The organism is Streptomyces sp. NBC_00727 (assembly GCF_045161745.1).
Lineage (GTDB): Bacteria > Actinomycetota > Actinomycetes > Streptomycetales > Streptomycetaceae > Streptomyces.
The window spans coordinates 682,766-708,075 of sequence record NZ_CP108981.1 but is presented as its reverse complement, the minus strand read 5'-3'; the positions used below and the strand labels follow the sequence as shown (position 1 = coordinate 708,075).

General features: G+C 71.7%; 22 protein-coding genes, 1 pseudogene and 1 riboswitch. Of the genes and pseudogenes, 4 read left to right on the top strand and 19 right to left on the bottom strand.

Features of this window, described 5'->3' with window-relative positions; translation table 11 throughout:
- Position 1 precedes the first annotated feature (1 nt).
- Together OG242_RS03035 and bioB are read right to left on the bottom strand one after the other, a co-directional pair.
- Positions 2 to 1,306 (bottom strand): adenosylmethionine--8-amino-7-oxononanoate transaminase, encoded by a 1,305-nt coding sequence (locus OG242_RS03035; protein ID WP_405896660.1) that lies wholly within the window; start codon positions 1,304 to 1,306, stop codon positions 2 to 4.
- Entirely contained in the window at positions 1,299 to 2,522 is a 1,224-nt protein-coding gene (bioB, locus tag OG242_RS03030) for a biotin synthase BioB (RefSeq protein ID WP_405896659.1), read from the bottom strand. The genes OG242_RS03035 and bioB overlap by 8 nt, the downstream gene beginning before the upstream one ends.
- 142 nt (positions 2,523 to 2,664) lie before the next feature.
- On the opposite strand from bioB, the gene OG242_RS03025 reads away from it, so the two are divergent.
- Positions 2,665 to 3,807 carry an 8-amino-7-oxononanoate synthase gene (locus OG242_RS03025; protein WP_405896658.1) on the top strand — a complete coding sequence of 381 codons (1,143 nt, stop codon included), beginning with the start codon at positions 2,665 to 2,667 and terminating at the stop codon, positions 3,805 to 3,807.
- Between the two features lie 13 nt (positions 3,808 to 3,820).
- Here OG242_RS03025 and OG242_RS03020 read toward each other — a convergent pair whose 3' ends face one another.
- Positions 3,821 to 4,018, bottom strand: coding sequence for a DUF397 domain-containing protein (locus OG242_RS03020; RefSeq protein WP_405896657.1), 198 nt, complete (start codon positions 4,016 to 4,018; stop codon positions 3,821 to 3,823).
- 25 nt (positions 4,019 to 4,043) lie between these two features.
- Positions 4,044 to 4,904: a helix-turn-helix domain-containing protein gene (locus OG242_RS03015; protein ID WP_405896656.1), complete on the bottom strand. Its 861-nt coding sequence runs from the start codon at positions 4,902 to 4,904 to the stop codon at positions 4,044 to 4,046.
- A gap of 204 nt (positions 4,905 to 5,108) precedes the next feature.
- On the opposite strand from OG242_RS03015, the gene OG242_RS03010 reads away from it, so the two are divergent.
- Complete coding sequence (locus OG242_RS03010) at positions 5,109 to 5,540, top strand: ATP-binding protein (RefSeq protein ID WP_405896655.1); 432 nt, start codon at positions 5,109 to 5,111, stop codon at positions 5,538 to 5,540.
- 17 nt (positions 5,541 to 5,557) lie between these two features.
- On the opposite strand, the gene OG242_RS03005 is transcribed toward OG242_RS03010, so the two are convergent.
- From OG242_RS03005 to OG242_RS02995, 3 genes are all read right to left on the bottom strand, one after another.
- Positions 5,558 to 6,031 carry a C40 family peptidase gene (locus OG242_RS03005; protein ID WP_405896654.1) on the bottom strand — a complete coding sequence of 158 codons (474 nt, stop codon included), beginning with the start codon at positions 6,029 to 6,031 and terminating at the stop codon, positions 5,558 to 5,560.
- A gap of 3 nt (positions 6,032 to 6,034) precedes the next feature.
- Positions 6,035 to 6,231, bottom strand: a riboswitch (cyclic di-AMP (ydaO/yuaA leader).
- A 302-nt stretch (positions 6,232 to 6,533) separates the two neighbouring features.
- Positions 6,534 to 6,842: a hypothetical protein gene (locus OG242_RS03000; RefSeq protein WP_405901491.1), complete on the bottom strand. Its 309-nt coding sequence runs from the start codon at positions 6,840 to 6,842 to the stop codon at positions 6,534 to 6,536.
- Between the two features lie 7 nt (positions 6,843 to 6,849).
- Positions 6,850 to 6,993 (bottom strand): ATP-dependent Clp protease proteolytic subunit, encoded by a 144-nt coding sequence (locus OG242_RS02995; protein ID WP_405896653.1) that lies wholly within the window; start codon positions 6,991 to 6,993, stop codon positions 6,850 to 6,852.
- On the opposite strand from OG242_RS02995, the pseudogene OG242_RS02990 reads away from it, so the two are divergent.
- Positions 6,993 to 7,127, top strand: a pseudogene (locus tag OG242_RS02990) (prevent-host-death protein); the annotation flags it as partial. The gene OG242_RS02995 and the pseudogene OG242_RS02990 overlap by 1 nt on opposite strands.
- A gap of 74 nt (positions 7,128 to 7,201) precedes the next feature.
- Here OG242_RS02990 and OG242_RS02985 read toward each other — a convergent pair.
- On the bottom strand, positions 7,202 to 8,194 hold the full coding sequence (locus OG242_RS02985) for an ABC transporter permease (protein ID WP_405896652.1): 993 nt from the start codon (positions 8,192 to 8,194) through the stop codon (positions 7,202 to 7,204).
- Positions 8,195 to 8,302: 108 nt separating this feature from the next.
- Here OG242_RS02985 and OG242_RS02980 point away from each other — a divergent pair, with 108 nt between their 5' ends.
- Positions 8,303 to 8,932 (top strand): TetR/AcrR family transcriptional regulator, encoded by a 630-nt coding sequence (locus tag OG242_RS02980; protein WP_405896651.1) that lies wholly within the window; start codon positions 8,303 to 8,305, stop codon positions 8,930 to 8,932.
- Positions 8,933 to 8,948: 16 nt separating this feature from the next.
- On the opposite strand, the gene OG242_RS02975 is transcribed toward OG242_RS02980, so the two are convergent.
- The 11 genes from OG242_RS02975 to OG242_RS02925 all read right to left on the bottom strand — a co-directional run bounded on the left by OG242_RS02975 (position 8,949) and on the right by OG242_RS02925 (position 24,970).
- Entirely contained in the window at positions 8,949 to 9,998 is a 1,050-nt protein-coding gene (locus tag OG242_RS02975) for an NAD-dependent epimerase/dehydratase family protein (RefSeq protein ID WP_405757581.1), read from the bottom strand.
- A gap of 42 nt (positions 9,999 to 10,040) precedes the next feature.
- Positions 10,041 to 10,775, bottom strand: coding sequence for a lysophospholipid acyltransferase family protein (locus OG242_RS02970; protein ID WP_405896650.1), 735 nt, complete (start codon positions 10,773 to 10,775; stop codon positions 10,041 to 10,043).
- Positions 10,776 to 10,886: 111 nt separating this feature from the next.
- Positions 10,887 to 12,488, bottom strand: a complete 1,602-nt coding sequence (locus OG242_RS02965; protein WP_405896649.1) for a sigma-70 family RNA polymerase sigma factor — start codon at positions 12,486 to 12,488, stop codon at positions 10,887 to 10,889.
- Between the two features lie 192 nt (positions 12,489 to 12,680).
- Complete coding sequence (locus OG242_RS02960) at positions 12,681 to 14,819, bottom strand: glycoside hydrolase family 6 protein (RefSeq protein ID WP_405896648.1); 2,139 nt, start codon at positions 14,817 to 14,819, stop codon at positions 12,681 to 12,683.
- A gap of 166 nt (positions 14,820 to 14,985) precedes the next feature.
- A complete protein-coding gene (locus tag OG242_RS02955) occupies positions 14,986 to 17,748 on the bottom strand; it encodes a glycoside hydrolase family 48 protein (RefSeq protein WP_405901490.1) in 2,763 nt (920 codons plus the stop codon).
- Positions 17,749 to 17,917: 169 nt separating this feature from the next.
- The gene (locus OG242_RS02950; protein ID WP_405896647.1) at positions 17,918 to 19,492 is read right to left on the bottom strand and encodes an endo-1,4-beta-xylanase; all 1,575 of its coding nucleotides are present in this window, start codon (positions 19,490 to 19,492) and stop codon (positions 17,918 to 17,920) included.
- 987 nt (positions 19,493 to 20,479) lie between these two features.
- Positions 20,480 to 20,638, bottom strand: coding sequence for a hypothetical protein (locus tag OG242_RS02945; protein WP_018522815.1), 159 nt, complete (start codon positions 20,636 to 20,638; stop codon positions 20,480 to 20,482).
- A gap of 66 nt (positions 20,639 to 20,704) precedes the next feature.
- The gene (locus OG242_RS02940) at positions 20,705 to 21,655 is read right to left on the bottom strand and encodes a cytochrome c oxidase assembly protein (RefSeq protein WP_405896646.1); all 951 of its coding nucleotides are present in this window, start codon (positions 21,653 to 21,655) and stop codon (positions 20,705 to 20,707) included.
- Positions 21,656 to 21,775: 120 nt separating this feature from the next.
- Positions 21,776 to 22,801 carry a 6-phosphofructokinase gene (locus tag OG242_RS02935; protein WP_405896645.1) on the bottom strand — a complete coding sequence of 342 codons (1,026 nt, stop codon included), beginning with the start codon at positions 22,799 to 22,801 and terminating at the stop codon, positions 21,776 to 21,778.
- 167 nt (positions 22,802 to 22,968) lie between these two features.
- Positions 22,969 to 23,697, bottom strand: coding sequence for a type 1 glutamine amidotransferase (locus tag OG242_RS02930; RefSeq protein WP_073865163.1), 729 nt, complete (start codon positions 23,695 to 23,697; stop codon positions 22,969 to 22,971).
- Positions 23,698 to 23,731: 34 nt separating this feature from the next.
- The gene (locus tag OG242_RS02925) at positions 23,732 to 24,970 is read right to left on the bottom strand and encodes a MurT ligase domain-containing protein (RefSeq protein ID WP_136205529.1); all 1,239 of its coding nucleotides are present in this window, start codon (positions 24,968 to 24,970) and stop codon (positions 23,732 to 23,734) included.
- Between the last annotated feature and the right edge of the window lie 340 nt (positions 24,971 to 25,310).

Here is a 25,310-nt window from a genome sequence, read left to right as displayed (position 1 = left end):
CTCAGCCCTCCCGCGCCGCAGCGCACACGGCGCGGCAGATCCGTGCCACATCGTCGTCACCGGTCACGTACGGCGGCATGGTGTAGACGAGGTCGCGGAACGGCCGCAGCCACACCCCTTCACGTACCGCCGCCGCGGTCGCCGCCGCCATGTCCACCTCGTGGTCCAGCTGGACCACCCCGATCGCGCCGAGCACCCGCACATCGCGGACCCCGGGCAGCTCGCGCGCCGCCGCCAGGCCCTCGTTCAGCCCGGCCTCGATCCGCTTGACCTCCTGCTGCCAGTCCTGGCCGAGCAGCAGGTCGATGGAGGCGCAGGCCACCGATGCGGCGAGCGGGTTCCCCATGAACGTCGGACCGTGGGCGAGCACCGGCACCTCGCCGCGCGAGATGCCCTCGGCCACCTCGCTCGTGCAAAGCGTCGCCGCCATCGTCAGATAGCCGCCGGTCAGCGCCTTGCCCACGCACATCACATCCGGGGAGACCCCCGCGTGATCGGCGGCGAACAGCTGTCCCGTACGCCCGAAGCCCGTGGCGATCTCGTCGAACACGAGCAGGACGCCGTACGCGTCGCACGCCTCGCGCAGCACGCGCAGATAGCCGGGAGAGTGGAAACGCATCCCGCCGGCCCCCTGGACCACCGGCTCCACGATCACCGCCGCCAGCTCGTGCGCGTGCCGCTCGATCAGTTCGCGCAGATGCGCCGTGTACGAGGGGTCGGGCTCCGCGTCGTAACCGGCGGGCGGCTCGTCGGCGAACACCTGGCGGGGCAGCGCGCCGGACCACAGCTCGTGCATCCCGCCCTCGGGGTCGCACACCGACATCGGCTGCCAGGTGTCCCCGTGGTACCCGCCGCGCCAGGTCAGCAGGCGCTTCTTGGCGGGCTGCCCGGCCGAGCGCCAGTACTGCAGGCACATCTTCACGGCGACCTCGACCGACACGGAGCCCGAGTCGGCGAGGAAGACGTGGCGCAGCGGCTCCGGGGTGATCTCCACCAGCCGGGCCGCCAGCCGGACGGCGGGCTCGTGCGTGAGCCCGCCGAACATCACATGGCTCATCCGGTCCAGCTGGCCGCGCGCCGCCTCGTTCAGCACCGGGTGGTTGTAGCCGTGCACGGCGGACCACCACGACGACATCCCGTCGACCAGCTCGTGCTGCCCGTGAGCGGGTTCGGCGAGCCGCAGCCGGACCCCGGACGCGGACTCCACGACCAGCGGCTCCTGCCTGCCCGGCATCGGGCCGTACGGATGCCAGACGTGCGCCCGGTCCAAATCCCGGAGTACGGCGGGGGAGAGCGGCTCAGGCATTGGGAGCGAGGTCCGTGCCCGCGCCACGGCGGCGGACCGCCACCAGATCAGTACGGGCACCCGGCACCTGGGCTTCCGGCACCTCGGCGGTGGGAACGGCCTCCGCCTCCGGCGCCTCGCCGCAGGGCCCGCAGCCCTCCGCGTGCGAACCGCAGCTCTCCGGCTCCGAGGCGCAGCTGCCCGCGTGCGAGCCGCAGCCGGCCGCCGCGTCCGCGCGGTGCCGGGGGAGCGTCGTCGTACCCGCACCCTCCACCTCGAAACCGGCGTCCGCGATCATGTCCAGGTCCGCCTGGCCCGCCTGGCCCTCACTGGTCAGGTAGTCGCCCAGGAAGATCGAGTTGACCAGGTTGAGGGCGAGCGGCTGCATCGAGCGCAGATGGACCTCGCGCCCGCCCGCGAGCCGCACCTCCACGTCCGGGCAGACGAACCGCACCATCGCCAGGATGCGCAGACACCGCTGCGGCGTCAGGTTCCACTCCTTGGCGAGCGGCGTCCCCTCGAACGGGATCAGGAAGTTGACCGGCACCGAGTCCGGGTCCAGCTCGCGCAGCGAGAAGACCACGTCGACCAGATCGGCGTCGCTCTCGCCCATGCCCGCGATCAGCCCGGAGCACGCGGAGAGACCGGCCGCCTGCGCCTGGTGCACCGTGTCGACACGGTCGGCGTAGGTGTGGGTGGTCGTGATCTCCCCGTACGTCCCCTCGGACGTGTTGAGGTTGTGGTTGTACGCGTCGGCGCCCGCCGTGCGCAGCCGGTCGGCCTGCCCCTCGGACAGCAGACCGAGGCACGCGCACACCTCGACGCCCTCGTTCTCGTCCTTGATGGCCTCGATGGTCTTCGAGACCCGGTCGACGTCCCGGTCCGTCGGGCCCCGGCCGCTGGCCACCAGGCAGACGCGCTTGGCGCCGCCGGCCACCCCGGCGGCCGCCGCCTTCGACGCCTCCTCGGGCTTCAGCCAGGTGTACTTGAGGATCTCGGCCTTGGAGCCGAGCCGCTGCGAACAGTACGAGCAGTCCTCGGGGCAGAGCCCGGACTTCAGGTTCACCAGATAGTTGAGCTTCACCCGCCGCCCGAACCACTGACGGCGCACCTTGCCGGCCGCGGCCACCACGTCGAGCAGTTGGTCGTCCGGGGTCGCCAGTACGGCGAGCGCTTCTTCGCGGGTCGGCAGCTCGCGCCGCAGCCCCTTGTCCACCAGCGTGTTCAGGAGGTCCATGGCGACGATCCTGACGCACCGCACCGCCCGGAGCCAAGGAGGAACCGGACAACAGAGCTCACGGGGGGTGTGTGCATTGCCACACCGTGCCTTCGAGTGACCGCGGTTAGGGTCTGTGGGCTGCCTACAAGAGGGATCGCCCATGCCCGCCACCCCGTTCGACTGGATCGACGAAGAGGCACGCCGGCGCGCGGACGCGGGGCTCGTCCGCAGGCTGCGGCCCCGGGACGCCGACGCGGAGCCGCTGGACCTCGCGAGCAACGACTACCTCGGCCTGACCCGGCACCCCGAGGTGACCTCAGCCGCCGCCGACGCGGCGCGCCGCTGGGGCGGCGGGGCGACCGGCTCCCGTCTCGTCACGGGCTCGACCGCGCTTCACGCGGAACTCGAACGCGAACTCGCCGCGTTCTGCGGCTTCGAGGCCGCGCTCGTCCTCTCCTCCGGTTACGCCGCCAACCTCGCGGCCCTCACCGCTCTCACCGGGCGCGGCGCCCTCATCGCGTCGGACGCGGGCAACCACGCCTCCATCGTCGACGGCTGCCGGCTCTCCCGGGCCGAGACCGGCGTCGTCCCGCACGCCGACCCGGATGCCTTCCGCAAGACCCTGCGCGGGCACGACGGGCGGAAGCTGGCCGTCACCGACTCGGTGTTCTCCGTGGACGGCGACGCCGCGCCGCTGGGCGCACTGGCCGCCGTCTGCCGGGCGGAGAACGCGGCGCTCCTCGTGGACGACGCGCACGGGCTCGGCGTGCTGGGCGACGGCGGGCGCGGCGCGCTCGCCGCGGCGGGCCTCGCGGGCGACGAGGACGTGGTCGCCACGCTCACCCTCTCCAAGTCGCTGGGCAGCCAGGGCGGCGCGGTCCTCGGACCGGCCCGGGTCATCGAGCACCTGGTCAACACCGCCCGTACGTTCATCTTCGACACCGGACTCGCTCCGGCGGCCGCCGGCGCGGCCCTGGGCGCACTACGGCTGCTGCGCCGCGAACCGGAACGCGCGCTCAGGGCGCGTACGGTCGCCACCGCGCTGTACGAGGGGCTGACGGCGGCCGGGCTGACCGCGGTGCGGCCCGACGCGGCGGTCGTCTCGGTGCGGGCGCCCTCGCCCGAGGCCGCCGTCCGCTGGGCCGCCGACTGCCGTACGGCCGGGGTGGCGGTCGGCTGCTTCCGGCCGCCGTCCGTGCCCGACGGCATCTCCCGGCTGCGGCTCACCGCCCGCGGTGACCTGACGGACGAGCAGGTCGCGCGGGCGGTGGCGACGGTGCGGCAGACCGCGCCCCGGAACTGAGGCGCGGTCCGCGTCAGCGTTTCAGGCCGGAGACGAAGGACGTCCAGGCCGGGGCTGAGAACTCCAGGGGTGTCCTGGCCACATCCTTGGAGTCGCGCACGGCCAGCAGCCGTCCGCTCCCCAGCGGCGCGGTCTCCACGCAGTTGTTCATCCCTGTGCTGCGGCTGCTGCGCCGCCACCGTAAGGCGTACTGAGCGAGGCGATCGGGCATGACGCTTCCTCCGGGCGGTGGGGGGTCACCGATCGTCGCGGTCGATCGCGGCGATCAGGTCCAGCGTGTGCTCCGGCGACAGCGCGTGTGTCTGAAGGGTTCGGAAGGCCGAGCTGTACGCCGCAAGGTCTTCTTTCCGTTCCAGATAGAGGCTACTCGTCAAGTGGTCAAGAACGACCACGTCAAGGTCGGAAGCGGTCGGAAAGGAGAAGATAACGAAAGGGCTGGTGAGGCTCACATACCCGCCGACCGAGAACGGGAGTAACTGGAGTTGCACGTGGGGCAGTTGTGCCACCCGTGCGAGATGGCGCAGCTGCTCGCGCATCACCCTTCGGCCACCGACCTCCCGACGCACCACCGCCTCGTCGAGCACGGCGCTCAGCCGCAGCGGCGGATCGCTCCGCAGCACCCCCTGCCGGGTCAGCCGCACCTCGACCAGCGAGTCCAGCTGACCGGACGGCAGCCCGTCGAGGGAGGCCCGGGTCACCGCACGGGCGTAGTCGGCCGTCTGCAACAGGCCCGGCACCACGGAGGTCTCCAGCGTGCGGGCGGTGCGCGCCTGTGACTCCAGGCTGATGAAGTCGCGGTACTGCGGCGGGATGAGACCCCGGTACGCGTGCCACCAGCCGGCCCCGCCGCCGCCCGCCGAACCGGCGAGCGCGCCCAGGACCTCGCGCAGCTTCGGATCGTCCATCCCGTACGCGTCCAGCAGCCGGTTCACGTCATCCGGCCGCACCCCGCTGACACCTGTCTCGATCCTGCTCACCTTCGACTGGTGCCAGCCGAGCAGTCCCGCGGCCTCCCGGCTCGTGAGCCCCGACGCCTGGCGCAGGCTCCGCAGCTCCTCGCCGAGCTTGCGGCGCCGCACCGCTGGGCCGTGCTGCATCTGATGGCTCCCTCCACTGGCTGCCGAGGGGACAGTGTGGCGCCCGAGCGGGGCCGGGCGGGGAGAGTTCACCGGTTTGAGCGACAGATATATGCATATCTTGGTGGATCGCCGCCGCGGGGGGCAGCATCGGTGGCAATCTGGCGCGAAGCACAACCGGACCGCTCGGCGGGCCGGTACCGGGTGGGAAAGGGACGGCTCGCCATGGCAGACCATCAGGAAGCACGTGTCACTCTGCCGAGCGAGCCGGTCTCGGTCTCCGCGGCCCGGAAGTACGTCGCCCGGGTGCTGGCGGAGTGGGGCCTGCCCGACGACACGGAGACCGCCGACACCGTGCGCCTCATCATCTCGGAGCTGGCCACCAACGCCGTCCTGCACACCTTCGGGCAGTCGCCCACCTTCACGGTCGACCTGCGTCTCGAACGGGAGGAGCAGCTGCGCCTCGGCGTGACGGACAGTCATCCCCGCAGGCCCCAGCGGCTGCCCGCCGCCGTCCAGCAGGACAACGGGCGTGGCATGGTCATCATCCGCTCACTGGCCAAGGAGTACGGCGGCCGGCTGACCGTCACACCCACCGCCGACGGCGGCAAGACCGTCTGGGTGGCACTTCCGTGGCAGGTCCCCCTCCAGCCCTGAGGCCGGCCGGGCCCGCGTCAGCTCACCCGGCCGTACAGGACGCTCCTGGTCCAGATCTTCTCCAGGCGGACCACGGCGCCGGTCTTCGGCGAGTGCCAGATCTTCCCGCTGCCGGCGTAGATGCCGACGTGGTAGACACTGCTCCCGGAATGGAAGAAGACCAGGTCACCTCGTTGCCGCTTGGACGCCGAGATGTGCCTGGTCCTGTTGTACTGCTGCTGGGCCGTCCGGGGGAGTTTCTTGCCGGCCCTCTTGAACGAGTAGAGCGTCAGCCCGGAACAGTCGAAGCTGCTGGGCCCGGTGGCGCCCCATCGATAGGGCGCCCCCTTCTTCGACGCCGCGATCTTCAGCGCCTTCATCGCATGGCCGGCGGCATGCGCCTCGGTCGCGGCACCGGGGACGAACAGCGTGCCGCCGACGGCGGCGAGAGTCATGGCCGAGGCCGTCGTGGCCCGGGCGAGCAGAGACGGGACATGAACCTGCGCACTCATGCGCAACCCTTCGTCAGCCGCCTGTGAAGGATGACCTGTCGGGTTCGGGCTGGCGAAGTTGCCCGGCCGCGCACGGCGGCTTCACCCCGAGGGACAGCCGGACATCCGGCGGTCCCGTAGTGCTCGGGTCCTCCACTCCTGCCGATCCACTCCTGTCGACCAGGCATCCGGACGGCGGCAGGACTCGGCGTCCGCCCGGACCGCCCCGCCGCGGCGGCGGGGGCTTGTCGTCCCAGGGATCTTGACTCACCTCGTGCCGGATTTCCGAGGTGAAACGGCCATAAGTGAAGACCGTCACGGATGGTCCGTTCAGGTGGACACGGGCCGTCCGACCGCCCCGGCCCGCCCCCGGAGTCCTGCCGGTACCAGCGGTGTCGCGAGGGAATCCGCCCCACGCGCATCAGGAAAAGGCAAATCGGACCGTCGCTCGTGAGAGGGAACGCCTACGCCGAACGAGCGAGGAAATCCGGTGCGTCCGTCGGGCGTGTCATGACCGGGCGCGTCAACTCGGGGGATCCGGCGGGAGGGTGACCCGCCCCGCCCGCCGCTCCCCGTCCAGCGCCCGGAGCGCCCGGGTCAACGTGGTGCTGTGGATGCGGGTTTCACCGCGCCGGTGCATCACCGCCAGGGCGTCCCGCAGGGCCGCCGCGTGCGAGGCGAGCGCCTGGGCCGCCCGCAGCGCCGTGTGCGTGTCGTCGCCGCGGGCCGGGTTGATCCGGCCCACCTGGTCGACGACGTGCAGATAGAGGTCGATGAACTCGCTCTCGGCCCGGGTCAGCGCGGGCAGCGGTGGGAACTCCGGCGGCTGCACCACGGGTTCACCGCACGGAGCGCGGCGGCACCGGGACGCGGCTCCGCACGACGTGGTCGACGATCCCGTGGGCCAGGGCTCCCTCCGCGTCCAGGACGAGGTCGCGCTCGGTGTCCTCGGCGATCTGCTCGGCGGAACGGCCCGGGTGCAAAGGAGGAGGCGGCGGAGCAGGAGCACGTGATCAGCTCGGTCTCCTCGATCGGCTCCACCGCGTCCGCTGCCGGCGAACGGCAGCGTTTCGGCATCGCCGCCGAGCACCGCGGGCACCACGGCCGGGATGACTGAACCTCCGTACTCGGCGAAGCGCCCCCGTCCGTCGGGACGGGGGCGCTTCGCGTTGCTGTGCGGGCGTGCGCGGATCAGCCGGCGAGTGCGGGCTCCCGAGCGGCCGTGGTCGGTGCGCTGTCCGGCGCGGCGGTCCCGCGGCGGCCGCCGATGAGGACGGCGGCCAGTCCGAGCACCGCCCACACGCCGAGCGTCAGGGCCGCGCCGCCCGCCGCGGCGCCGTCGAAGAAGGAGACCGACCGCAGCAGCGACCCGCTCGCCCCCGGCGGCAGCAGCTGGCCGATCGTGCCGATGGGCCGGGGGAGCAGCTCGGGCGCGCTGGTCACCCCGGAGAACGAGTTGCCCAGGAGCACCATGAGCAGGGCGCCGAGGCCGATGCCGGGAGTCCCGATCAGGGCGGCGAGCCCCGCGACCGGCGCGCCGATGGCGAGCACGGTCAGGGCGATGGCCCCGGCCTCGCTCCACCAGTCGCCGGTGAGGGCGCCGAGCCAGCTGTCCGTGACCGCGGTGGCCAGGAGCCCCACCGCGACGGCCACGCCCAGCAGCGCGGCCCCGGCCCGTGCGCCCCGCAGCCGGAGCAGGGTCACGGCCGCACCCGCGGCGACCCCGGCGATGGCCAGCGGCAAGATGCTCGAACTGAGCACCGCGCCCCTGGGGTCGGCGGCGGGGGCGGCCACCACGTCCGTGACCGGTACGGCCGTGCCGACCGGGGCCCCGGCGCTCACGGCCTCGTGCAGCAGCTGGGCGACCACGGGGCCGGCCGCGCTCGCCGTCAGCAGTGCGGGGCCCTTCTCGGAGACGACGACCGCGCCATACACGGTACGGTCCTCGATCGCGTCCCGGGCCGCGGCCCCGGAGTCGTAGCGGTGGATCTCGAAGGCGCCGTCGCGCTCCTCGAACCGCTGCTGGAGGCGGTCCGCGGCCGGTGCGGACCCGGCGATCCCGATGGGCAGGTCGCGCGGGGCCGTTCGGGCGGCGGGCCACGCGAAGGCCCACAGGGCGAGGGTCACCACCACCGGCACCAGCAGGACGACCCCCACCATGCGGCGGTTCGGGGTGAGGGACATGGGTCATGCCTCGATTCAAAGAGAATGATCGTTCGTTTTATGACTCTGCCACTGTCGCGCCGCTGCCGCTTCCTTGTCAAGAATGAATGTTCGTTTTAACTTGGGTGCATGGCCCGTGTATCCCAGGAGCACCTCGACGCCCGCCGCCGGCAGATTCTCGACGGCGCCGCGCGCTGCTTCGCCCGCGACGGCTTCCACGGCACCTCGATGCAGGACGTGCTGGGGGAGGTCGGCCTGTCGGCGGGTGCGGTCTACCGCTACTTCGGCGGCAAGGAGGACCTGATCGCGGCCATCGCCACCGAGGCCGTCGAAGGAGTGCGCCGGGCCTTCGAGGGGGCGGCGCGCGACACCCCCGTCCCCGCCCCGGACGTCCTCATCGGCCGGGTGTCGCGGACGCTGTTCGAGAACAGTATGGAATCGGGGCGGGGCCTTGAGCCCCGAGCGTACGCGGGGCTGATCATCCAGGTGTGGTCGGAGACCCTGCGCAGCGAGCGGCTGGCGGCCACCCTCGCCGAGGCGTTCGGCGGGCTGCGCGGGGCGTGGACCGAGCTGGTCGGGCTGTACCGGGAGGCCGGGGTGCTCCGGGCGGACGTGCCCGACGAGCACGTCGCCCGGGCCCTGATCGCGACCGCCCAGGGCTTCATCGCCCAGCTCGCCATGTTCGGCGACACCGGCCCGGAGGTCCTGGAGAACGGCCTGCGGGGGCTGATGTCGATGGACACGGTGCAGGCGGGCTGACCGCGCCCGCCCGGGCTCACCCCTTCCGGTCGTGCTCCGCCAGCCAGGCGTCCTCCGCCGCGTAGTCGAACAGGCTCGTGCCGTACGACCGCAGCATGGCCGGGTACGCGTCCTGCCAGTCCCGCCCCGCCAGCTGCCCGGCGATCCACTCGACGGTCTCCGGCAGCGACTCGGCGTACCCCGTCACCGGCCGGTAGCCGAGTTCCCGCTCGGCCGCCGACATGTCGAACACGATGGGGTGCGGCGCGCTCCACGGCGTCGCGCCGACGCCCTCGGGGGACGGGTCGCCCGGCATCAGCACCGTCTCCGCGCTCCGGCCGAGGACCGCGTCCACCGCCTCGCCGATCTCCGCGACCGTCGGCGCCTGCGGATCGGCGGCGTTCAGCACCCGGGAACCGGGCCGGGCGGCGGCCAGCCGGATCAGCTCCGCCATGTTCGCCGAGTGCACCGGGTGGAAGCGGGACGCCCCGCCGTACGCCAGCACGCGCCGGGTCCGGCCGTCCAGCGCCCGCTTCACGAAGTACAGCTCACGCGGTGAGCGGCAGTGCGGGCCGTGCACCGCGCCCGCCCGCAGCAGCGTGGCGGGCAGCGCGTCGCCGGCCGCCAGGAGATCGCGCTCCAGCCGGATCTTGCGCGTCGCGTAGGTGTCCTCGCCCGGTGCCACGGTGGCCAGTGACTCCGGGATCGGCACCGGATAGCGGGGCTCCCCGCCCGGTTCGGCCTGGGTGTCGAAGCTGTGGCCCTTCTCGTCCTCGTACACCGCGCCGCTGGAGACGACCACGGCCGAGCCGATCCTGTCGGCGAGCCCGGTCAGCTGCCGGGCGTGCTGCCGCCCGTACGCCACCATGTCGACCAGGACGTCGCATCCCGGCCCGAGCGCCGACGCGAGCGCGCCCTCCTCGTCGCGGTCCAGGGCCACCGCCCTGACCCCGTCGTCCCACCCCTCGTCACGGCCTCCGCCGCGCGAGGCCGCCGTCACCTCCCAGCCGTCCTCCGACAGCGCGCGCACAGCGGCCCGCCCTATCTGTCCTGTTGCTCCCAGTACCCATGCGTGTCCCCTGCTCATGCCCCGAACGCTAGGCCCGGGTCACGCCCCTGGCCAGGGCGTTCACCGCTCGCGAATCCGCTCTCGGCGTCGCAACTTCGGGAACCGGCCCGGCTGCTTCTCCTCGGCCGCCTGCTTGGCCTTCACGGCGTACTCGTCGACGTACTCCTGACCGGAGAGCCGCAGGATCGCGTACATGATCTCGTCGGTCACCGCCCGGATGGCCGCCTTCTCGTTCTCCAGGCCCGCGTAGCGCGAGAAGTCCAGCGGTTCGCCGAAGCGGATGGTGACCGGCTTGATGCGGGGGAGCCGCCTGCCGGGCGGCTGGATCTCGAAGGTGCCGACCATCGCGCAGGGCACCACCGGCACCTGCGCCCGGATGGCCATGACCGCGACCCCCACCTTGCCCTTGTAGAGCCGCCCGTCGTGCGAGCGCGTCCCCTCCGGGTAGATGCCCAGCAACTCGCCCCGCGCCAGCACGCCGAGACCCTCGCGGATCGCGGCCTGCCCGGCCTCCTTGCCCGACCGGTCCACCGGGATCTGGCCCGCGCTGCGGAAGAACGCGGCGGTCAGCCGGCCCTTGATGCCGGGGCCGGTGAAGTACTCCGCCTTGGCCAGGAAGGTGATGCGCCGCTTGATGATCGCGGGCATCAGGAAGTGGTCCGAGAACGACAGGTGGTTGCCCGCGACGATCGCGGCGCCGTCGTCCGGGATGTGCTCCGTGCCCTCGATGGCCGGGCGGAAGAGCAGCCGCAGCACCGGCCCGAGGACGACGTACTTGAGGACGTAGTAGAACACGGTCTCTCCCCGGTCTGCGGAATCAGCGGGTCGGTGGGAGAGACATATACCCCGTGGTCGCGAGGCGACGCCGCGACCCCGTACAGCGGCGCGCCCCGGACGGTGCCGCGCTCACATCGCCGCGCCGAAGTCCTGGGTCCACACGATGCCGCCGGGGCTGTCCTGTATGCCCACGCCCAGCTCCTCGAACGAGCAGTTCAGGATGTTCGCCCGGTGGCCGGGACTGTTCATCCAGGAGTTCATCACGTCGGCGGGCGTGCGCTGGCCCTTGGCTATGTTCTCCCCGTACGTGCTCCAGCGGTAGCCGGCGGCGGTGATCCGCTCGCCCGGGCCCGACCCGTCCTGCGAGGTGTGCGAGAAGTAGTCGTGCGCGGCCATGTCCTCGGAGTGGCGCTGGGCGGCGGTCGTCAGCCGGTCGTTGCCGGTCACCGGGGAGCAGCCCTCCTTGGCCCGCTCGGTGTTGACGAGCGCCAGGACCTGGTCCGCCTCCGACGACGCGCTCGGCGCGGGCTGCGCCGGAGCCGGCCGGGTCGCCGTGGACGACTTGGGCGCCGTCGGGCGCTTGCTCGCGGGCGCGGTCTTCTTCGGTTTCGGCGAGGCCTTCGTCTTCGTGGCCTTCGGGCTCGCACTCCTGCGGGGGGAGTGCGAGGCGGAGGCGGACGGCGACGGCGATTCGGACGCCTCGGCCTGCCCGGCCGCCGTGGCGGGGCCGGATGCCTCCGGGGCGGTCGCGACGGAGACCTCGTCGTCACGGTCACCCGTCGACAGGTGTACGGCGGCGCCGCCGGTGCCCAGGACGCCCACCGCGAGCACGGACGCCACCACGGCGTTGCGCCGGCGGCGCCCCTGCGCCTGGTCCCGCCGCAGCGCCGCCCTGCCGGGGCGGCCGGACGCGGCCAGGGGCGTCGTGGCCGCGACCTCGGTCAGCCGCGGGGCCCGCCCCGCCGCAGCGACCGCCATCGGCACCAGCGCCAGCCCCACGAGCAGCCCCTCGGCCGGAACCAGGCCCGAGCCGAACCCGGAACAGACGGTGCAGCCGCGCGCGTGCCGTGCGATGCGCTTGCGCCAGAGCGGCGAGGGCGCCCCGTCCCACCCGGTGAGGATGTCGTCGAGGAGCACGCACCGCGGCTGCGCGGCCAGCGCGCCCACCACCACGCGGGCGGTGTCCAGCTGCGCCTTCATCCGCTGCACCCGTACGGCGGTGTGCTCGGCGGACAGGCTCATCGCGGCGGCCACCTCGGCCCGCGTCAGCTCGCCCGCCGCCTCCAGCCACCACAGCGAGAGCAGCGCCCGGTCGTCCTCGTCCACCCACCGGGTCGCCTCGGCGACCTGCCGGCGCTGCCCGGACAGACCGAGGCGCAGGATCGTCACGTCCACGAAGTCGGCCGCCGGGTCGACCCGGTCCTGGCCGTGTGCCATGGGCTCCACGGGTATCGCCGCGGACTGCCGGTCGCGCCAGTGCCCGCGTATCTCGTTCATGGCGATGGCCACCAGCCAGGAGCGGAAGCGCGCCGGATCGCGCAGGCCCGGCAGCGCCCGCAGCATGCGCAGGACCGTCTCCTGCACGACGTCGTCCACGTCGGCGTGGCCGTTCAGCGCGCGCCCGACGATGTTGTAGAGCAGCGGCAGACAGGACGCGACGAGTTGGTCCTTGGCGTCGGCGTCCCCGGCCCGCGCCGCCTTGATCAACGCCCGTTCGCGGTCCTGGCCCATGCTGTGCTCACTCTTCCGGAGTCCTGTTCTGGCTTCACGCACACCTGGGAGATGCGGCCCGGCGGGGACCATAACAAAAACCCGTCGCTCATTTGTACGTAAAGAGGCTCGGTAGTTGTAGGGGAAAGGGGTCCGGCCCCGCCACGAGGGTGGCGGGGCCGGACCAGGTCACCGGATCATCCGGCGGGTGTTTCAGGGCGCGGTGCCCCAGGAGAGCGCACCGGCCGTGTACACGCCGACCTTCGACGCGTCCGCGTACGAGGTGCCCGTGCCGTGGCTGTAGTCGTCCGCCTCGTTGAAGTTGGACCAGTCGCTCTTGTTCAGCCGCAGCTGCATCTCACCGGTGGAGGCGCCGGCCGCGAGGGTACCGCTCCCGAAGGAGACCTCCAGGTACTGGCTGGCACCGGCCGCCGAACCGTTCGACTTCACCGCCAGGCTCAGCTTCCCGCAGCCGATGACCGCCCAGTCGCACGAGGTGCCGAAGGTGGAGGAGCCGGACTCGGGGGTGAACCAGTAGCGCAGCTTCACCGTGGACAGGTCCACCGCGCTGCTGCCGGTGTTGACCAGCTGGAGACCCATCCGGATCTGGTTGTCGGTCGTGGAGGAGTCGTTGTTCTTGTACTGGACCTTCAGCGCACCCGTCCCGGTGCCACCGCCCGCGGAGGTGGTGACGGAGAGGGCCGAGGAGGCCGCCGAGACGTTACCGGCCGCGTCCTTCGCCTTGACCGTGTAGCTGTAGGCAGTCGAGGCCGACAGACCCGTGTCGGTGTACGAGGTGGTGGTGGTCGAACCCACCTTGGCGCTGCCCCGGTACACGTCGTAGCCGGTGACCGCGGTGTCGTCGCTCGACGCGGACCAGGACAGCGAGACGCTGCTGCTGGTCTTCGCCGTGGACGTCAGACCGGTCGGCGCGGTCGGCGCCTGGGTGTCGTCGTCATCGCCGCCGTTGTCGCCACCGTCATCGCCACCGCCGGTGATCGGCGGGTAGGCGTTGCGCACCAGCTCCTGGAACTGCGCGGAGAACCAGTGACCTGCGACCGGGGAGTTCGGCAGCGCGCCCGTCATGCTGTTGCCGTTGCGCCCGTTGCCCTCATAGGTCGGGTCGCACATCCGGTCCCAGCCCTTGCCCTCGTCGTTCTCCTCGGGCTCGCTGTTGCCGTCAGACTCCCCCGGGGGCTTCGCCCACACATAGGCGTCGATCCCGGGCTCGGGGGCGGCGGTGGGCCGCTCACCGATGCCGGCTCCGCTCTGGTTGCACCAGTTGCCCGCGTGGATGCGCCGGTCGACGCGTCCACCGTTGACGTAGTCGTCCACGCTGGTCAGCGGGCCCGCCGAGGTGGGCCGGTCGGCGCCGCCCCAGCCGTTGCGGGCGGTGTCGATCAGCATGCCGATGTTCGAGTTGAAGCCCTGGCCCACCAGCTGGGTGCGCAGCGCCTGGGCGAACGTCAGCTCATCGGTGTAGTAGTTCCAGTCGACCCACTTGGACTGGCGCACCGTGGTGCCGTTCACCGAATCCGTGATCTTGAAGTTCGGCTCCTTGAGAGCCGAGTAGTTGGCCGTGTTGACGATGAATCCGGAGACATCGTTGACCGTGGCGCCCTCGGAGGTGGCGGCCTTCTTGAACTCCAGGCCCGCCGGGGCCATGTTGCTGTCCCAGCCGAGCCAGCCGTGGTGGGCGGCGTCGATGTAGTTGTAGACGTTGGGAATGGCACCCAGGGTGTGAAGGGCGTAGCCGATGCCCTTCTCGTAGTTGCCGTTCGCCTTCATCGTCGCGCAGTCCTCGGTCGAACCGGCGGTACCGCCCGCGTTGGTGACGATGTTGGGCAGCGAGTCGGGCTCGATGATCGTGACGATGCGCAGGTTCGCGTATGCCGGGTCGGCGAGGATGTCGGCGATCGGATCGATGTATTCGTCCTTGTACCGGTCGATCTCCGTGGCGCCGAGCTCACCGTGGGAGGCCAGCGCGGCACAGTCTCGTCCCGGCAGGTCGTAGATGACGACCTGGAACAGGTCCGCACCCTGGGCGAGGGCGGTGTCCAAGTGGTCGCGCAGGCTCCGCTTGCCTTCCGTGCCCTCGATGGCCGCGATGCGGTCCATCCAGACGAAGGCGGGCGTGTTCGCGATGGCCGCGCCACCCGGCTCGGCTGCCGCCAAGGCGGACCAGTCCGGGTTCACGTACGCCTTGGCGCCCACGTAGGGGTTGTCGACCCGGGCCGCCGCGGCGTCGGCGGTGGTGGGGAGGGCCACCGCCAGGGCCGCGCCCATGGCCAGGGCGGAGGCTGCGGCCAGCCTCCTGCGCATCCGGTTCTTGATGGTGCCTCTGGTACTCATTGCGGCTCCGTGCTCCTCTCGTACGCCTGCGGAAACTCCCCGCAGACGGGTTCATGGGGGGTGCTGCCCGATGGCGGGTTCAGCGGGGTGAGTGGTAGACCCGCCATCGGGAGTGGGTGGGGTGACCGGCGCTCCGGCCGGTCACCGGGGAGGCGCCGAGCGCCTGTTACGGCTCGACTCCCCAGGCCAGCGCGCCGGCGACGTAGGCGCCGACCTTGGTGGAGTCCGCGTAGGAGGTGTTGGTGGCCCGGCTGTAGTCGTTGCTCTCGTCGAAGTTCGACCAGTCGCTCTTGTTGAGGCGCAGCTGGATCTCACCGGTCGACGCGCCGGCGGCCAGGGTGCCCGCTCCGCCGGTGAAGCCGACCTCCAGGTAGCGGTCGGCGCCGGTCCTCGGGCTGGAGACGGCGACCACCGTGTGCGTGACGGTGGAGGAGCCGAGCGCGGCGTAGTCGCAGTACGTGCCGAAGGTGCTCGGTCCGCCGTCCGCGGTGAACCAGTACCGGACCTTGACCGTCGACAGGTCGACGGGCGCGCTGCCGGTGTTCACCACCTGGAGCCCCAGCCGGATCTGGTTGTCGCTCGCGGAGGAGTCGTTGTTCTTGTACTGCACCTTCACCGCGCCCGTGCCCGTCGAGCCACCGGTCTTCGTCTTCGCGAGGACCGCGTCGGACAGCGCCGAGGTGTTGCCGCCCGCGTCCCGCGCCGCGACCGCGTAGGTGTACTCGGTGGCGGCGGCCAGCCCGGTGTCGGTGAACGTCCGCCCGGTCGCGTTGCCCGCCAGCACACCGTTGCGGTACACGTCGTAGCCGGTCACCGCGACGTTGTCGGTGGACGCCGACCAGGAGAGCGAGACGCTGTCCTTGGTGGTCGCGCTCACCGTGAGGCCGGCCGGTGCGGTCGGCGGTTCGGTGTCGCCGCCCGGCTCACCGCCGCCGCCCTCCACCAGCAGCTCCGCGTAGATCGCGAAGGCCAGGGCGAGCGCGGCCTGCGCCCAGAAACGGTGGTACGTGAAGACGGGCGCGTCCCCGCCGTCCAGGTACGCCTGCACCTTCGGCCAGTCCGGGTCGTCCTTGTACCAGCTGCGGATGGAGATGAACGTCGAACCGGGCCGGACCGGGTCGCCGTTGGGCATGGTGCCCGACCAGCCGGACGGGATGTACACCTCGTCCTCGAACCGGTTGTAGTCCAGCCGGGTCTCCGGCACCGAGATGCCCTTGTCCGTGGTGTTCGTCGCCATCGCGTCCAGCAGCGCCTTGGCGAGGGCCGCCGCGTCCTCGTCGCCCGACTTGGCGGCGTAGTAGGTGAGCGTCTTGACGTACGCGGCGCCCACGCCGACGTCGTTGGCGTAGTTGACGACCGAGACATGCAGACCGGCGTTGTCGCCCGGCGACGCGGCGTTCCAGGTGTCCGGCTCGCCCGTCCAGTTCAGGGTGGAGGGGAAGCGGAAGCTGCCGTCGGCGCCGATGGTCGTCTCGCTCGACGCCCAGGCGACCCACTTCGCGAGGACGGCCTCGGCGGTCGCGTTGCCGGTCACGTAGTAGTACGCGGCGACGCGCTCCATGCCCCAGGCCTGGAAGCCGAACCAGTTGTTGCTCGCCGGGTCGTGGTAGACCGGCTGCCAGTCGTACGCCATGCCGTAGAAGGTGGGGGTGCCGGCCGGGGGCGCGCTGTAGCTGCCCTCCCAGCTGTTGGTGCAGCCGCCGGCGAGGGCGCCCTCGCTGGACTGGAGCCAGGTCAGGAACTCCAGCTGCCGGGTCAGGCTCTTGGACCAGTCCGACCTGGCCGTCGCCGACTTGGGGGTGAGCGAGGGGACGTTGGACAGCGCCCACGCGGCGAGCGGGTTCTGATAGCCCTGGTGGGATGCGCCGTCACCGATGCGCCAGGCCCAGCCGCCGCCGCTGCCCGCGGCGGCTCCGCCCCATGCGTAGTACCACGACAGCAGGTAGTGCTGGGAGTCCCGGCCGGATGCGGCCGGGCAGGAGTCCGGGTCGGTGCAGTCGCCGACGCGCTTGAAGTACTTGTCGAACATCGCGTAGCGGAGGAAGTCGCCCATCTTGGCGGCCTTCGCCACCGACGCCGCGACCTGGCTCTCCTTGCCCTGATCGGAGGCCCAGCGGTACGCCCAGTAGGCCGCCTGCACCGCGCGGGCGTCGGCGTCCGGCGCGTTGGTGTACTTCCACTGCTTGGCGTAGCTCTTGTCCCCGACGAACAGGTCGAGGTACCCGTTGGGGCCGCCGTACTTGAAGAGGTCGGTGGTCGGCTGCGGGACGGTCTCCCACACCGACTCCTGCGCACCGCGCTGGTAGGTGTTGATGAAGGACGCGCCGGCGCCCGGCCCGGACTCGCCGCCGGTGCCCGGCTTGTTGCCGTAGCCGTAGACGTTGTCCAGGTCCATCAGCCAGTGCATGCCGTAGACGTCCTTGGTCCCGTAGGACGAGGCGAGTTCGGCCGAGAGCGGGTCGGTGCCCACCGGGACGGTGCTGTCCAGCGCTGAGGGGTAGCCGCTGGGCAGCGGGTGCTCGGGCGCGTAGGTCGCGGGCGCCGAGGGGTTGTACGAGTCGCTGGTGGACTGGTCCGCGTGCTGCGGGATGATGGTCTTCTCCGCCACCGCCCAGGCCGCGTTGAACGGTGCCCAGTCACCAGTCACCCTGCCGTACGCCGCCTCCAGCCACATCCAGAAGCTGACGGCCTCCGAGGTCGTCTGGTGGCCGTGGTCCGGCGCCTCGACCATGAGGGTCTCGACCGAGTGGTACGGGAGACCGTCCGGGCTGAAGTAACCGTTGGCGGCGTCCTTGATCTTGCCGTACTGGGTGAGGAAGGCCTGCGTGTACGGGTCGTCGCCGGCGGCGGCCGCGCGGGATCCGGTACCGGCCTGCGCCGAGGCGGGCCGGGCGATCGCGGTGCCCTGGGCCAGACCGATGGCCAGCACGCTGCCGCCGAGGGCGCTGCTGAACGTTCTACGTGATATCGACACAAATCCTCCAGTGGCGGGTGTCGTCGAGGGGGAGGGGAGGAGGGGAAGCGATGGGGACGGGGTGCGGCGGTTTCGCGGGAGGGTTCACACAAGGGGAGCGGGGGCCTGAGCGTGGCCCCCGGGATCAGGGCTCGATGCCCCAGACCAGTTCGCCACCGACGTACACGGTGACCTTCGAGGCGTCGGCGTACGAGGCGCCGGTGCCGTGGCTGTAGTCGTCGGACTCGTTGAAGTTCGACCAGTCCGTCTTGCTCAGGCGCAGCTGCATCTCGCCGGTCGATGCGCCCGGGGCGAGGGTGCCGCTCGCGAATCCGACTTCGAGGTAGTGGTCGGCGCCGGCCTTCGGGGTGCCCGCTGCGGCCACCCGGTGCGTGATGGTGGAGCAGTCGATCGGGGACCAGTCGCACCAACTGCCGTACGTGGAGGCGCCGTTGTCGCCGGAGAACCAGTAGCGGACGGTCACCGCGGGCAGGTTGACCGAGGCGCTGCCGGTGTTCACGAGTTGGAGGCCCGGCTTGATCTGGTTGTCGCCGGCCGAGGTGTCGTTGGCGCGGTACTGGGCCTTCAGCGTGCCCGGCGTACCGTCGTCGTCGCCCCCGTCGCCCCCGTCGCCCCCGTCGCCCCCGTCGCCCCCGTCGCTGTCGTCGCCCAGGGCGGTGCGTACGGCGGCGTAGGCGGGCTTGGGGGCCAGGTTGTCGTCGTACAGGTTGGCCGCGCCCTCACCCGGGAAGGTGCTCGGAACCCAGGAGTACTTGTCCGTGTAGTCCCAGACCGTGATGCCGACGCACCGCTCGACGGCGAGGCAGGCGTCGACCACCTGCGCGTAGTACGAGGACTGGGTGGCGAGCTTGGTGGCGTCCGCCGGAAGTTGCATGCGCACGTCAAGCTCGGTGACGGCGACGTCCAGGCCGAGATCGGCGAACCGCTGCATGTTCGCCTGCATCTGGTACGGAAACCCGTACTGGATCGCCAGGTGCGCCTGCATCCCGACCCCGTCGAGCGGCACACCCTCGTCGAGCAGGTCGCTCACCAGGTCGTACAGGGCGTCGCTCTTCGCGCCCTTGCCCTCGACGTTGTAGTCGTTGATGTAGAGCTTCGCGTCCGGGTCGGCCGCGTGCGCCGCGCGCAGGGCCTCGGCGATGTAGTCCTTGCCCATGGCGTTGTAGAACGGGCTGGTCCGGAAGGTCCCGTCCTCGTTGAACGGCTCGTTCACCACGTCCCACGCGGCCACCTCGCCGCGGTAGTGGGTGGCTTCCGCGGTGATGTGGTCGGTCATGGCCGTCTCCACCTGCGCGGCCGGCAGCGAGCCCACCCAGTCGGGCAGCTGGCTGTGCCAGACCAGGGTGTGGCCGCGCACGGTCTGGCCGTGCTCCCGGGCGAAGTCGGTGATCACATCGCCCTTGGTGAAGTCGAACTGGCCCCGGGCTGGCTCGGTGGTGTCCCACTTCATGGAGTTGCCCGGGGTGACCTGCCCGAACTCGGCGCCCAGTTTCGCCGCGTAGGCCACGTCGGGAAGCTCGGGGTTGTCGGTGGCGGAGCCGAAGTACTTGCCCTGGGCTGCGGCGAGGTCGTGCAGTGTGTCCTGCGGTGCGGCCGACGCCGGCCCGCCCGCCAGGCCGGTGGCCAGGGCGAGTGCGCCGACCGCGAGGGCCGGGAGCCCCGGGGAGCGGCGGGGCCTACAGCGCTTCACCAAGCTCATGACAAACGCCTTCCTCTGCCGGGCAGCGCGGAACATCACGGGGAGCGCGGCTGCGCCCCGTAACGCCCTTGCCGCACAACGGCGTTGGGGGAGAAGGGAGGGGGTGGAGTGTGCAAGTCTTGATTGTGGGAGCGCTCCCAAGGTGGCGTGGCGACAGGCACCTGTCAAGGGTTGAAGCGCAACTGGCTTACGGGCACGTGAACACGGCCATACGTCGAACGGATGCTGCGCGCAGCGGAGTTGACGGCCGGTAACGAGCGATGGGCGGCTGCGCCGTGCTGCCCGGCGGTGTCGCCCCGTGGCGTTCGCAATCGCATGCGCGGGGCCGCCGGGGCGGCCGGATGCCGGCTTCGGGCGTGCGCACGACTGATCACCCAGGGTGATGAGTGCCTCCGGCGCGGCGATGGGTTCCGCAGCGCGCCGAAGACGCCGAAGCGCAAGGGCAGGGGCGCATTCGACCGGGCGAGGTGCATCCCCGGCCGGTGCGCGCCGGCCCGGCGCCGATGGCCGGCGACGCCCTGAAACGGACGGGGAGTGACGGGCGGGGCAGGAGCGACGACGGCCGCACGGGACGTTTGCGACGCTGGCATCGCCGTCGCCGGACGCGAAGGTGTACGCGTCGACGCACCGCGTGCGCCCGCGCGGGGGGCTGGGGTCCCCGAGGCGGACGGCCCCGCCGCGCGGCACGCCCCTCCGGAAAGTGCGGGTTGCGGCCGGTCACCGTATGCGCTGGTTCACCTGGGCGTAACGCTGCCGGATCGCCGCCCGCCGGCCTGGACAGCCGCATGGGAGCGCTCCAGCCGGGCGGGATCCCACCTCCAGCATCCCGACTCCGACTCACGCTGCGGCAGCGGCCCGGCACGCCGGAAGGACGCCGCAAGCCCGGACGTCGAGTGTGTACGGGAGAGCGCGGTCCCCGGCCGCCCGCACCGGGCGGGCGGCCGGGGACCGGTCCCGTACCGGCAGAGGCGGCCACCGGCCGCCCGCTCACGTCTCCCGCGTAGCCGCCATACCGATCGTGATCAGCCCCAGCAGCACCCAGCCGAACCAGAGCCAGCCGTTGCTTCCCAGGGCCACCGTGTAGGCGGTCACCGCCACCAGGGCTCCGGCGGTGAGCATCCCCATCGTCTTCGTGGATCCGGACATGCGCGCACCCTCCTCATCGGCCGCGCGGCCGTAAAGGCCATCGTCACCCGAAAGGAGGGTCTGCCGCTACTGCCCGCGCGCCTGCAACGACGCGAGATACGCGTTGTACGCCTGGAGCTCCTGGTCCCCGTCGCGGTCCGCGGCCCGGTCCGTGCGCTTCGCCGTGCGCTGCTCCGAGCGGTACCACTGGAACACCAGGGCCACCAGGACCAGTACCGAGGGGATCTCGCTGAACGCCCACGCGATGCCGCCGGCGGCGCTCTGGTCGGACAGGGCTTCGATGCCGAGCGAGACCGGGGGGTCCTTGTACACCTCGATCATCGGCGTCGACGCCATCATGAGGGCGATCCCGAAGAACGCGTGGAACGGCATTCCGGCGAAGAGCTCCAGCATCCGCATCACATAGCCGGGCCGGTGCGGCCCCGGGTCCACGCCCATGATCGGCCAGAAGAAGAACAGACCGACCGCGAGGAAGTGCACCATCATCACGAGGTGCCCGGTCGTCGAGCCCATCAGGTAGTCGAAGAGCGGGGTGAAGTACAGACCGTAGAGGCTGGCGATGAACAGCGGGATCGTGAACGCGGGATGCGTGACGATCTTCATGTACCGGCTGTGCAGCAGCATGAGGAGCAGCTCGCGCGGCCCCTTCGTCCCGCGCGGCGCGACCGGCAGGGCACGCAGCGCGAGCGTCACGGGCGCGCCCAGCAGCAGCAGGATCGGCGACAGCATGCTGATCACCATGTGCTGCACCATGTGCACGCTGAACATGACCATGCCGTAGTCGTTGAGCCGGGTGCACATCACCAGCGCGATGGTCAGCACGCCCACGACGAACAGGACCGTGCGGCCCGCCGGCCACGCGTCACCGCGCCTGCGTAGCCGCAGCACCCCGTACCCGTACAGCAGCACGGCGAGGACGCAGCCGACCAGGAAGAACGGGTCCGCGGAGAAGTGGAGCCCGCGTCCCAGCGTGAACGGCGGCAGGTCCATGTTCATGCCGTGCCCGCTGTGATCCATCTGTTCACTCCCGATGGGAACGCCGGGACGTCCCCGTTTCGTGCTGGTTGTCCCGACCAGAGTAGAACCGCCCCCGGCCGCTGATGCGGCCGGGGGCGGTCTCTCGTGTCGGGGTGTCGCTCAGAGCACGCACTCCGCCTCGGCGTACCGGGCGGCCGGGACCGTCTTCAGGGTCTCCACCGCGTGCGCCAGGGGCACCAGCGTGATGTCCGTGCCGCGCAGTGCCGTCATCATGCCGAACTCGCCCCGGTGCGCCGCCTCCACCGCGTGCCAGCCGAAACGGGTCGCGAGGACCCGGTCGTACGCGGTCGGCGTGCCGCCGCGCTGGACGTGGCCGAGGATCACCGGGCGGGCCTCCTTGCCGAGGCGCTGCTCCAGCTCGACGGAGAGCTGGGTCGCCACGCCCGTGAAGCGCTCGTGGCCGTAGACGTCCTTGACGCCCGACTCGAACTCCATGGTGCCCTCGCGCGGCTTCGCGCCCTCCGCGACCACGACGATCGCGAACTTCTTGCCGGCCGAGAAGCGCCGGCCCACGACCTCGGTCAGCTCGTCGATGTCGAAGGGGCGCTCCGGGACGACGACGGCGTGCGCGCCGGCCGCCATGCCCGAGTGCAGGGCGATCCAGCCGGTGTGGCGGCCCATGACCTCGACGATCATGACGCGCTGATGCGACTCGGCGGTGGTCTTCAGCCGGTCGAGCGCCTCGGTGGCGACACCGACCGCGGTGTCGAAGCCGAAGGTGACGTCGGTGGAGGCGATGTCGTTGTCGATGGTCTTCGGGACCCCGACGATCGGCAGCCCCGCCTCGGAGAGCAGGTTCGCCGCCTTGAGGGTGCCCTCGCCGCCGATGGGGATGATCGCGTCGAGCCCGAGATCCTTGACGTGGCCCCGGGCCGTCTCGACGCCCCCGCGCAGGTGTGCCGGCTGGACCCGGGAGGAGCCGAGGATCGTACCGCCACGGGCGAGGATGCCACCCACGGCGTCCAGGTCGAGCTTGCGGTAGTCGCACTCCAGGAGGCCTCGCCACCCGTCGTGGAAGCCGATGACCTCGTCGCCGTGGTCGACCACAGCGCGGTGGACGACGGACCGGATGACGGCATTGAGGCCGGGGCAGTCGCCGCCGGAGGTGAGCACACCAATTCGCATTGCCCGGGGAACCTTTGCAACGTGGGCCGACGACCGGACCACGTCGTCCGGTTGGATCCCCGCCACCCTACCGGCGCAGGGTGGCGGGACCGAACCCGGCGTCCGCCTGCTGGACGCCGCTCAACTGAGCTGCGCCCGCCTCATCGGACCACCGGTGGAACGCCTGGTCAGGCGGGCTGTGTGGCCGCCGCGACGCGCTCCGCGCGCAGCGCCTCGTACCACCGGTCGTCGGTCGGCGGGAGCGCGTTCACATCGAGGGCCAGCTTCAGCAGCAGGTCCGCGATCATGGGGTTGCGCGCCATCACCGGACCGTGCATGTACGTGCCGAACACGGTGTCGTTGTACGCGCCCTCGGTGCCGTCGCCCGTGCCGTTGCCCCGGCCGAACCGCACCCGGGCGAACGGCCGTGCCGTCGGACCGAGGTGCGTGACGCCCTGGTGGTTCTCGAACCCGGTCAGCGGCGGAAGGCCCAGCTGGGGGTCGATGTCCGCGAGCACGTCGCCGACGCACCGCGCACCCTCGCCGCGCGTCGAGACCACGTCCAGCAGGCCGAGACCCTGCTCGCGCTCACCGAGGTCGTTGATGAACTCGTGGCCGAGAATCTGGTAGCCGGCGCAGACCGAGAAGATGATCGCGCCGTTGGACGCCGCCCGGCTGAGCCCGCCGTCGCGGCGAAGCCGCTCCGCCGCCAGCCGCTGCGGCCGGTCCTCGCCGCCGCCGATCAGATAGATGTCGCCCGACGTGGGAACCGGCTGGTCGCTGCGCACGTCGACGCGCGCCACGTCCAGGCCGCGCTGACGGGCCCGGCGCTCCACCACCAGGGCGTTGCCCTGGTCGCCGTAGGTGCTCAGCAGGTCCGGGTAGACCCACACCAGCCGCAGGCTGTTGTTGCTCATGCTTCGTCCTCTCCGGAGGGGCCCGGGGCCGGGGTCAGTTGCCGACACGGCGGCGCAGATCCTGGAAGGCGGTGTAGTTGGCGATGACCTCGATGCGTCCCGGCGGTGCCTGCTGGACGGCCTCGTCGAGGTTCTCGCAGACCCGGAAGTCGAGTCCGGCCACTTCGAGGCGGACCGCGAGGTCCAGCTTGCGGTCGCCGAGCACGAAGATCGGGTGGCCCGCGAGCTGGGTGTAGTCGACGTCCCACAGCCAGGAGGTGTCCGTGCCGTCCGCGCCGCGCGCGTTCACGGAGAGGATCACCGGGGTGGGCGGCGGGTCGATCAGCGAGAACGTCTCCAGCCAGCCCGCCGGGTTCTTCGCCAGCAGCAGCCGCAGCTCACGGCCGAGGAAGCTCACCACGTCGTAGCGGCCGGCGACGGCCTGCACCTGGTACATCCGCTCCAGCGCCACCTGCGGCGGCACCCCGAAGACGGCGGCGACGGCCGCCGAGCTCGTGGCATTCGCCTTGTTGGCGCGGCCCGGGAGCTGGAGGTGGATCGGCCACGCCGAACCGTGCGGATCGAGCACGTAGTCGCCGTGCAGCACCCAGCTCGGCGGCGGACGGCGGAAACCGCACTCACCGCAGAACCAGTCGTCGCCGGGCCGCTGCATGACCCCGCCGCAGGACGGGCAGGACCAGGCGTCGTCCTTCCACGCCTGGCCGGCCGCGACCCACACCACGTTGGGGGAGGAGGAGGCCGCCCAGACGATCAGCGGGTCGTCGGCGTTGGCGACGATCACGGCCTTGGAGCCGGAAAGACCCTCGCGCCACTTCTCGGCCAGCATCCGGGTCTCCGCGGCCCGGTCCAGCTGGTCGCGCGAGAGGTTGAGCAGCGCGATCACCTTGGGCGTCGTGTCGCGGGCTACACCGGCGAGGTACTTCTCGTCGACCTCGATCACGCCGTACTGCGCGTCGGAGCCGCCGGCCAGCGCCGAGGTGATGCCCGCGGGCATGTTGGCGCCGAGCGCGTTCGAGACGACCGGACCCGCGGCCCGCAGCGCCTCGGCGATCAGCCGTGTGGTGGTGGTCTTGCCGTTCGTCGCCGAGACGAGGATCACGTCCAGGTGCTGCGCCAGCCGCCCGAGCAGGTCGGGGTCGAGCTTGAGCGCCACCCGGCCGCCGATCACCGATCCGCTGCCCCGCCCGGCCGCCCGCGACACCGCCGCAGCGGCCTTGCCCGCCGTCACGGCCAGCTTGGCCCGCGGCGACAACGGCTCCGTGTTGCCTGCCATCGTCCTAGATCCTCCTTGCATCGGTCCGCAGCCCAGCCTATCGATGTCCGGCACTATGACCGTACGGCGGCACCGTCCGGCACCCGGACTTCCTCTGGAACGGAGGAGGACGCGTGCGGGCACCACCGCGTTCTCCATGGGGCCACCGGCGTCGGAAATTCCGGTGCACGGGCGGCCGGGGGAGCGTTACCTTCGACTTATGGACGTCAACGGCATCACCACCACCGCGACCGCGCGAGCGCCCCGCTCGCCGGTTGCCGCCGTCTGACCTTCCCTTCCCCCGGCGACCGGAAACGGTCCGTCGGTGGTGCCGCGGTGTTTTTCGCCAGCGGCCGGGTGA

Excerpts from the sequence above, each read along its gene's own strand:
- OG242_RS02980 (WP_405896651.1), top strand. The coding sequence starts at position 8,303 with ATGGCCCGTGTATCCCAGGAGCACCTCGACGCCCGCCGCCGGCAGATT.
- OG242_RS02945 (WP_018522815.1), bottom strand. The coding sequence starts at position 20,638 with ATGTCCGGATCCACGAAGACGATGGGGATGCTCACCGCCGGAGCCCTG.
- OG242_RS03015 (WP_405896656.1), bottom strand. The coding sequence starts at position 4,904 with ATGCAGCACGGCCCAGCGGTGCGGCGCCGCAAGCTCGGCGAGGAGCTG.
- OG242_RS02975 (WP_405757581.1), bottom strand. The coding sequence starts at position 9,998 with ATGAGCAGGGGACACGCATGGGTACTGGGAGCAACAGGACAGATAGGG.
- OG242_RS02965 (WP_405896649.1), bottom strand. The coding sequence starts at position 12,488 with ATGGGCCAGGACCGCGAACGGGCGTTGATCAAGGCGGCGCGGGCCGGG.
- OG242_RS02985 (WP_405896652.1), bottom strand. The coding sequence starts at position 8,194 with ATGTCCCTCACCCCGAACCGCCGCATGGTGGGGGTCGTCCTGCTGGTG.
- bioB (WP_405896659.1), bottom strand. The coding sequence starts at position 2,522 with ATGGACCTCCTGAACACGCTGGTGGACAAGGGGCTGCGGCGCGAGCTG.
- OG242_RS02935 (WP_405896645.1), bottom strand. The coding sequence starts at position 22,801 with ATGCGAATTGGTGTGCTCACCTCCGGCGGCGACTGCCCCGGCCTCAAT.
- OG242_RS03025 (WP_405896658.1), top strand. The coding sequence starts at position 2,665 with ATGCCCGCCACCCCGTTCGACTGGATCGACGAAGAGGCACGCCGGCGC.
- OG242_RS02960 (WP_405896648.1), bottom strand. The coding sequence starts at position 14,819 with ATGAGTACCAGAGGCACCATCAAGAACCGGATGCGCAGGAGGCTGGCC.
- OG242_RS03020 (WP_405896657.1), bottom strand. The coding sequence starts at position 4,018 with ATGCCCGATCGCCTCGCTCAGTACGCCTTACGGTGGCGGCGCAGCAGC.
- OG242_RS03010 (WP_405896655.1), top strand. The coding sequence starts at position 5,109 with ATGGCAGACCATCAGGAAGCACGTGTCACTCTGCCGAGCGAGCCGGTC.
- OG242_RS02925 (WP_136205529.1), bottom strand. The coding sequence starts at position 24,970 with ATGGCAGGCAACACGGAGCCGTTGTCGCCGCGGGCCAAGCTGGCCGTG.
- OG242_RS03035 (WP_405896660.1), bottom strand. The coding sequence starts at position 1,306 with ATGCCTGAGCCGCTCTCCCCCGCCGTACTCCGGGATTTGGACCGGGCG.
- OG242_RS02940 (WP_405896646.1), bottom strand. The coding sequence starts at position 21,655 with ATGGATCACAGCGGGCACGGCATGAACATGGACCTGCCGCCGTTCACG.
- OG242_RS02950 (WP_405896647.1), bottom strand. The coding sequence starts at position 19,492 with ATGAGCTTGGTGAAGCGCTGTAGGCCCCGCCGCTCCCCGGGGCTCCCG.
- OG242_RS02930 (WP_073865163.1), bottom strand. The coding sequence starts at position 23,697 with ATGAGCAACAACAGCCTGCGGCTGGTGTGGGTCTACCCGGACCTGCTG.
- OG242_RS03005 (WP_405896654.1), bottom strand. The coding sequence starts at position 6,031 with ATGAGTGCGCAGGTTCATGTCCCGTCTCTGCTCGCCCGGGCCACGACG.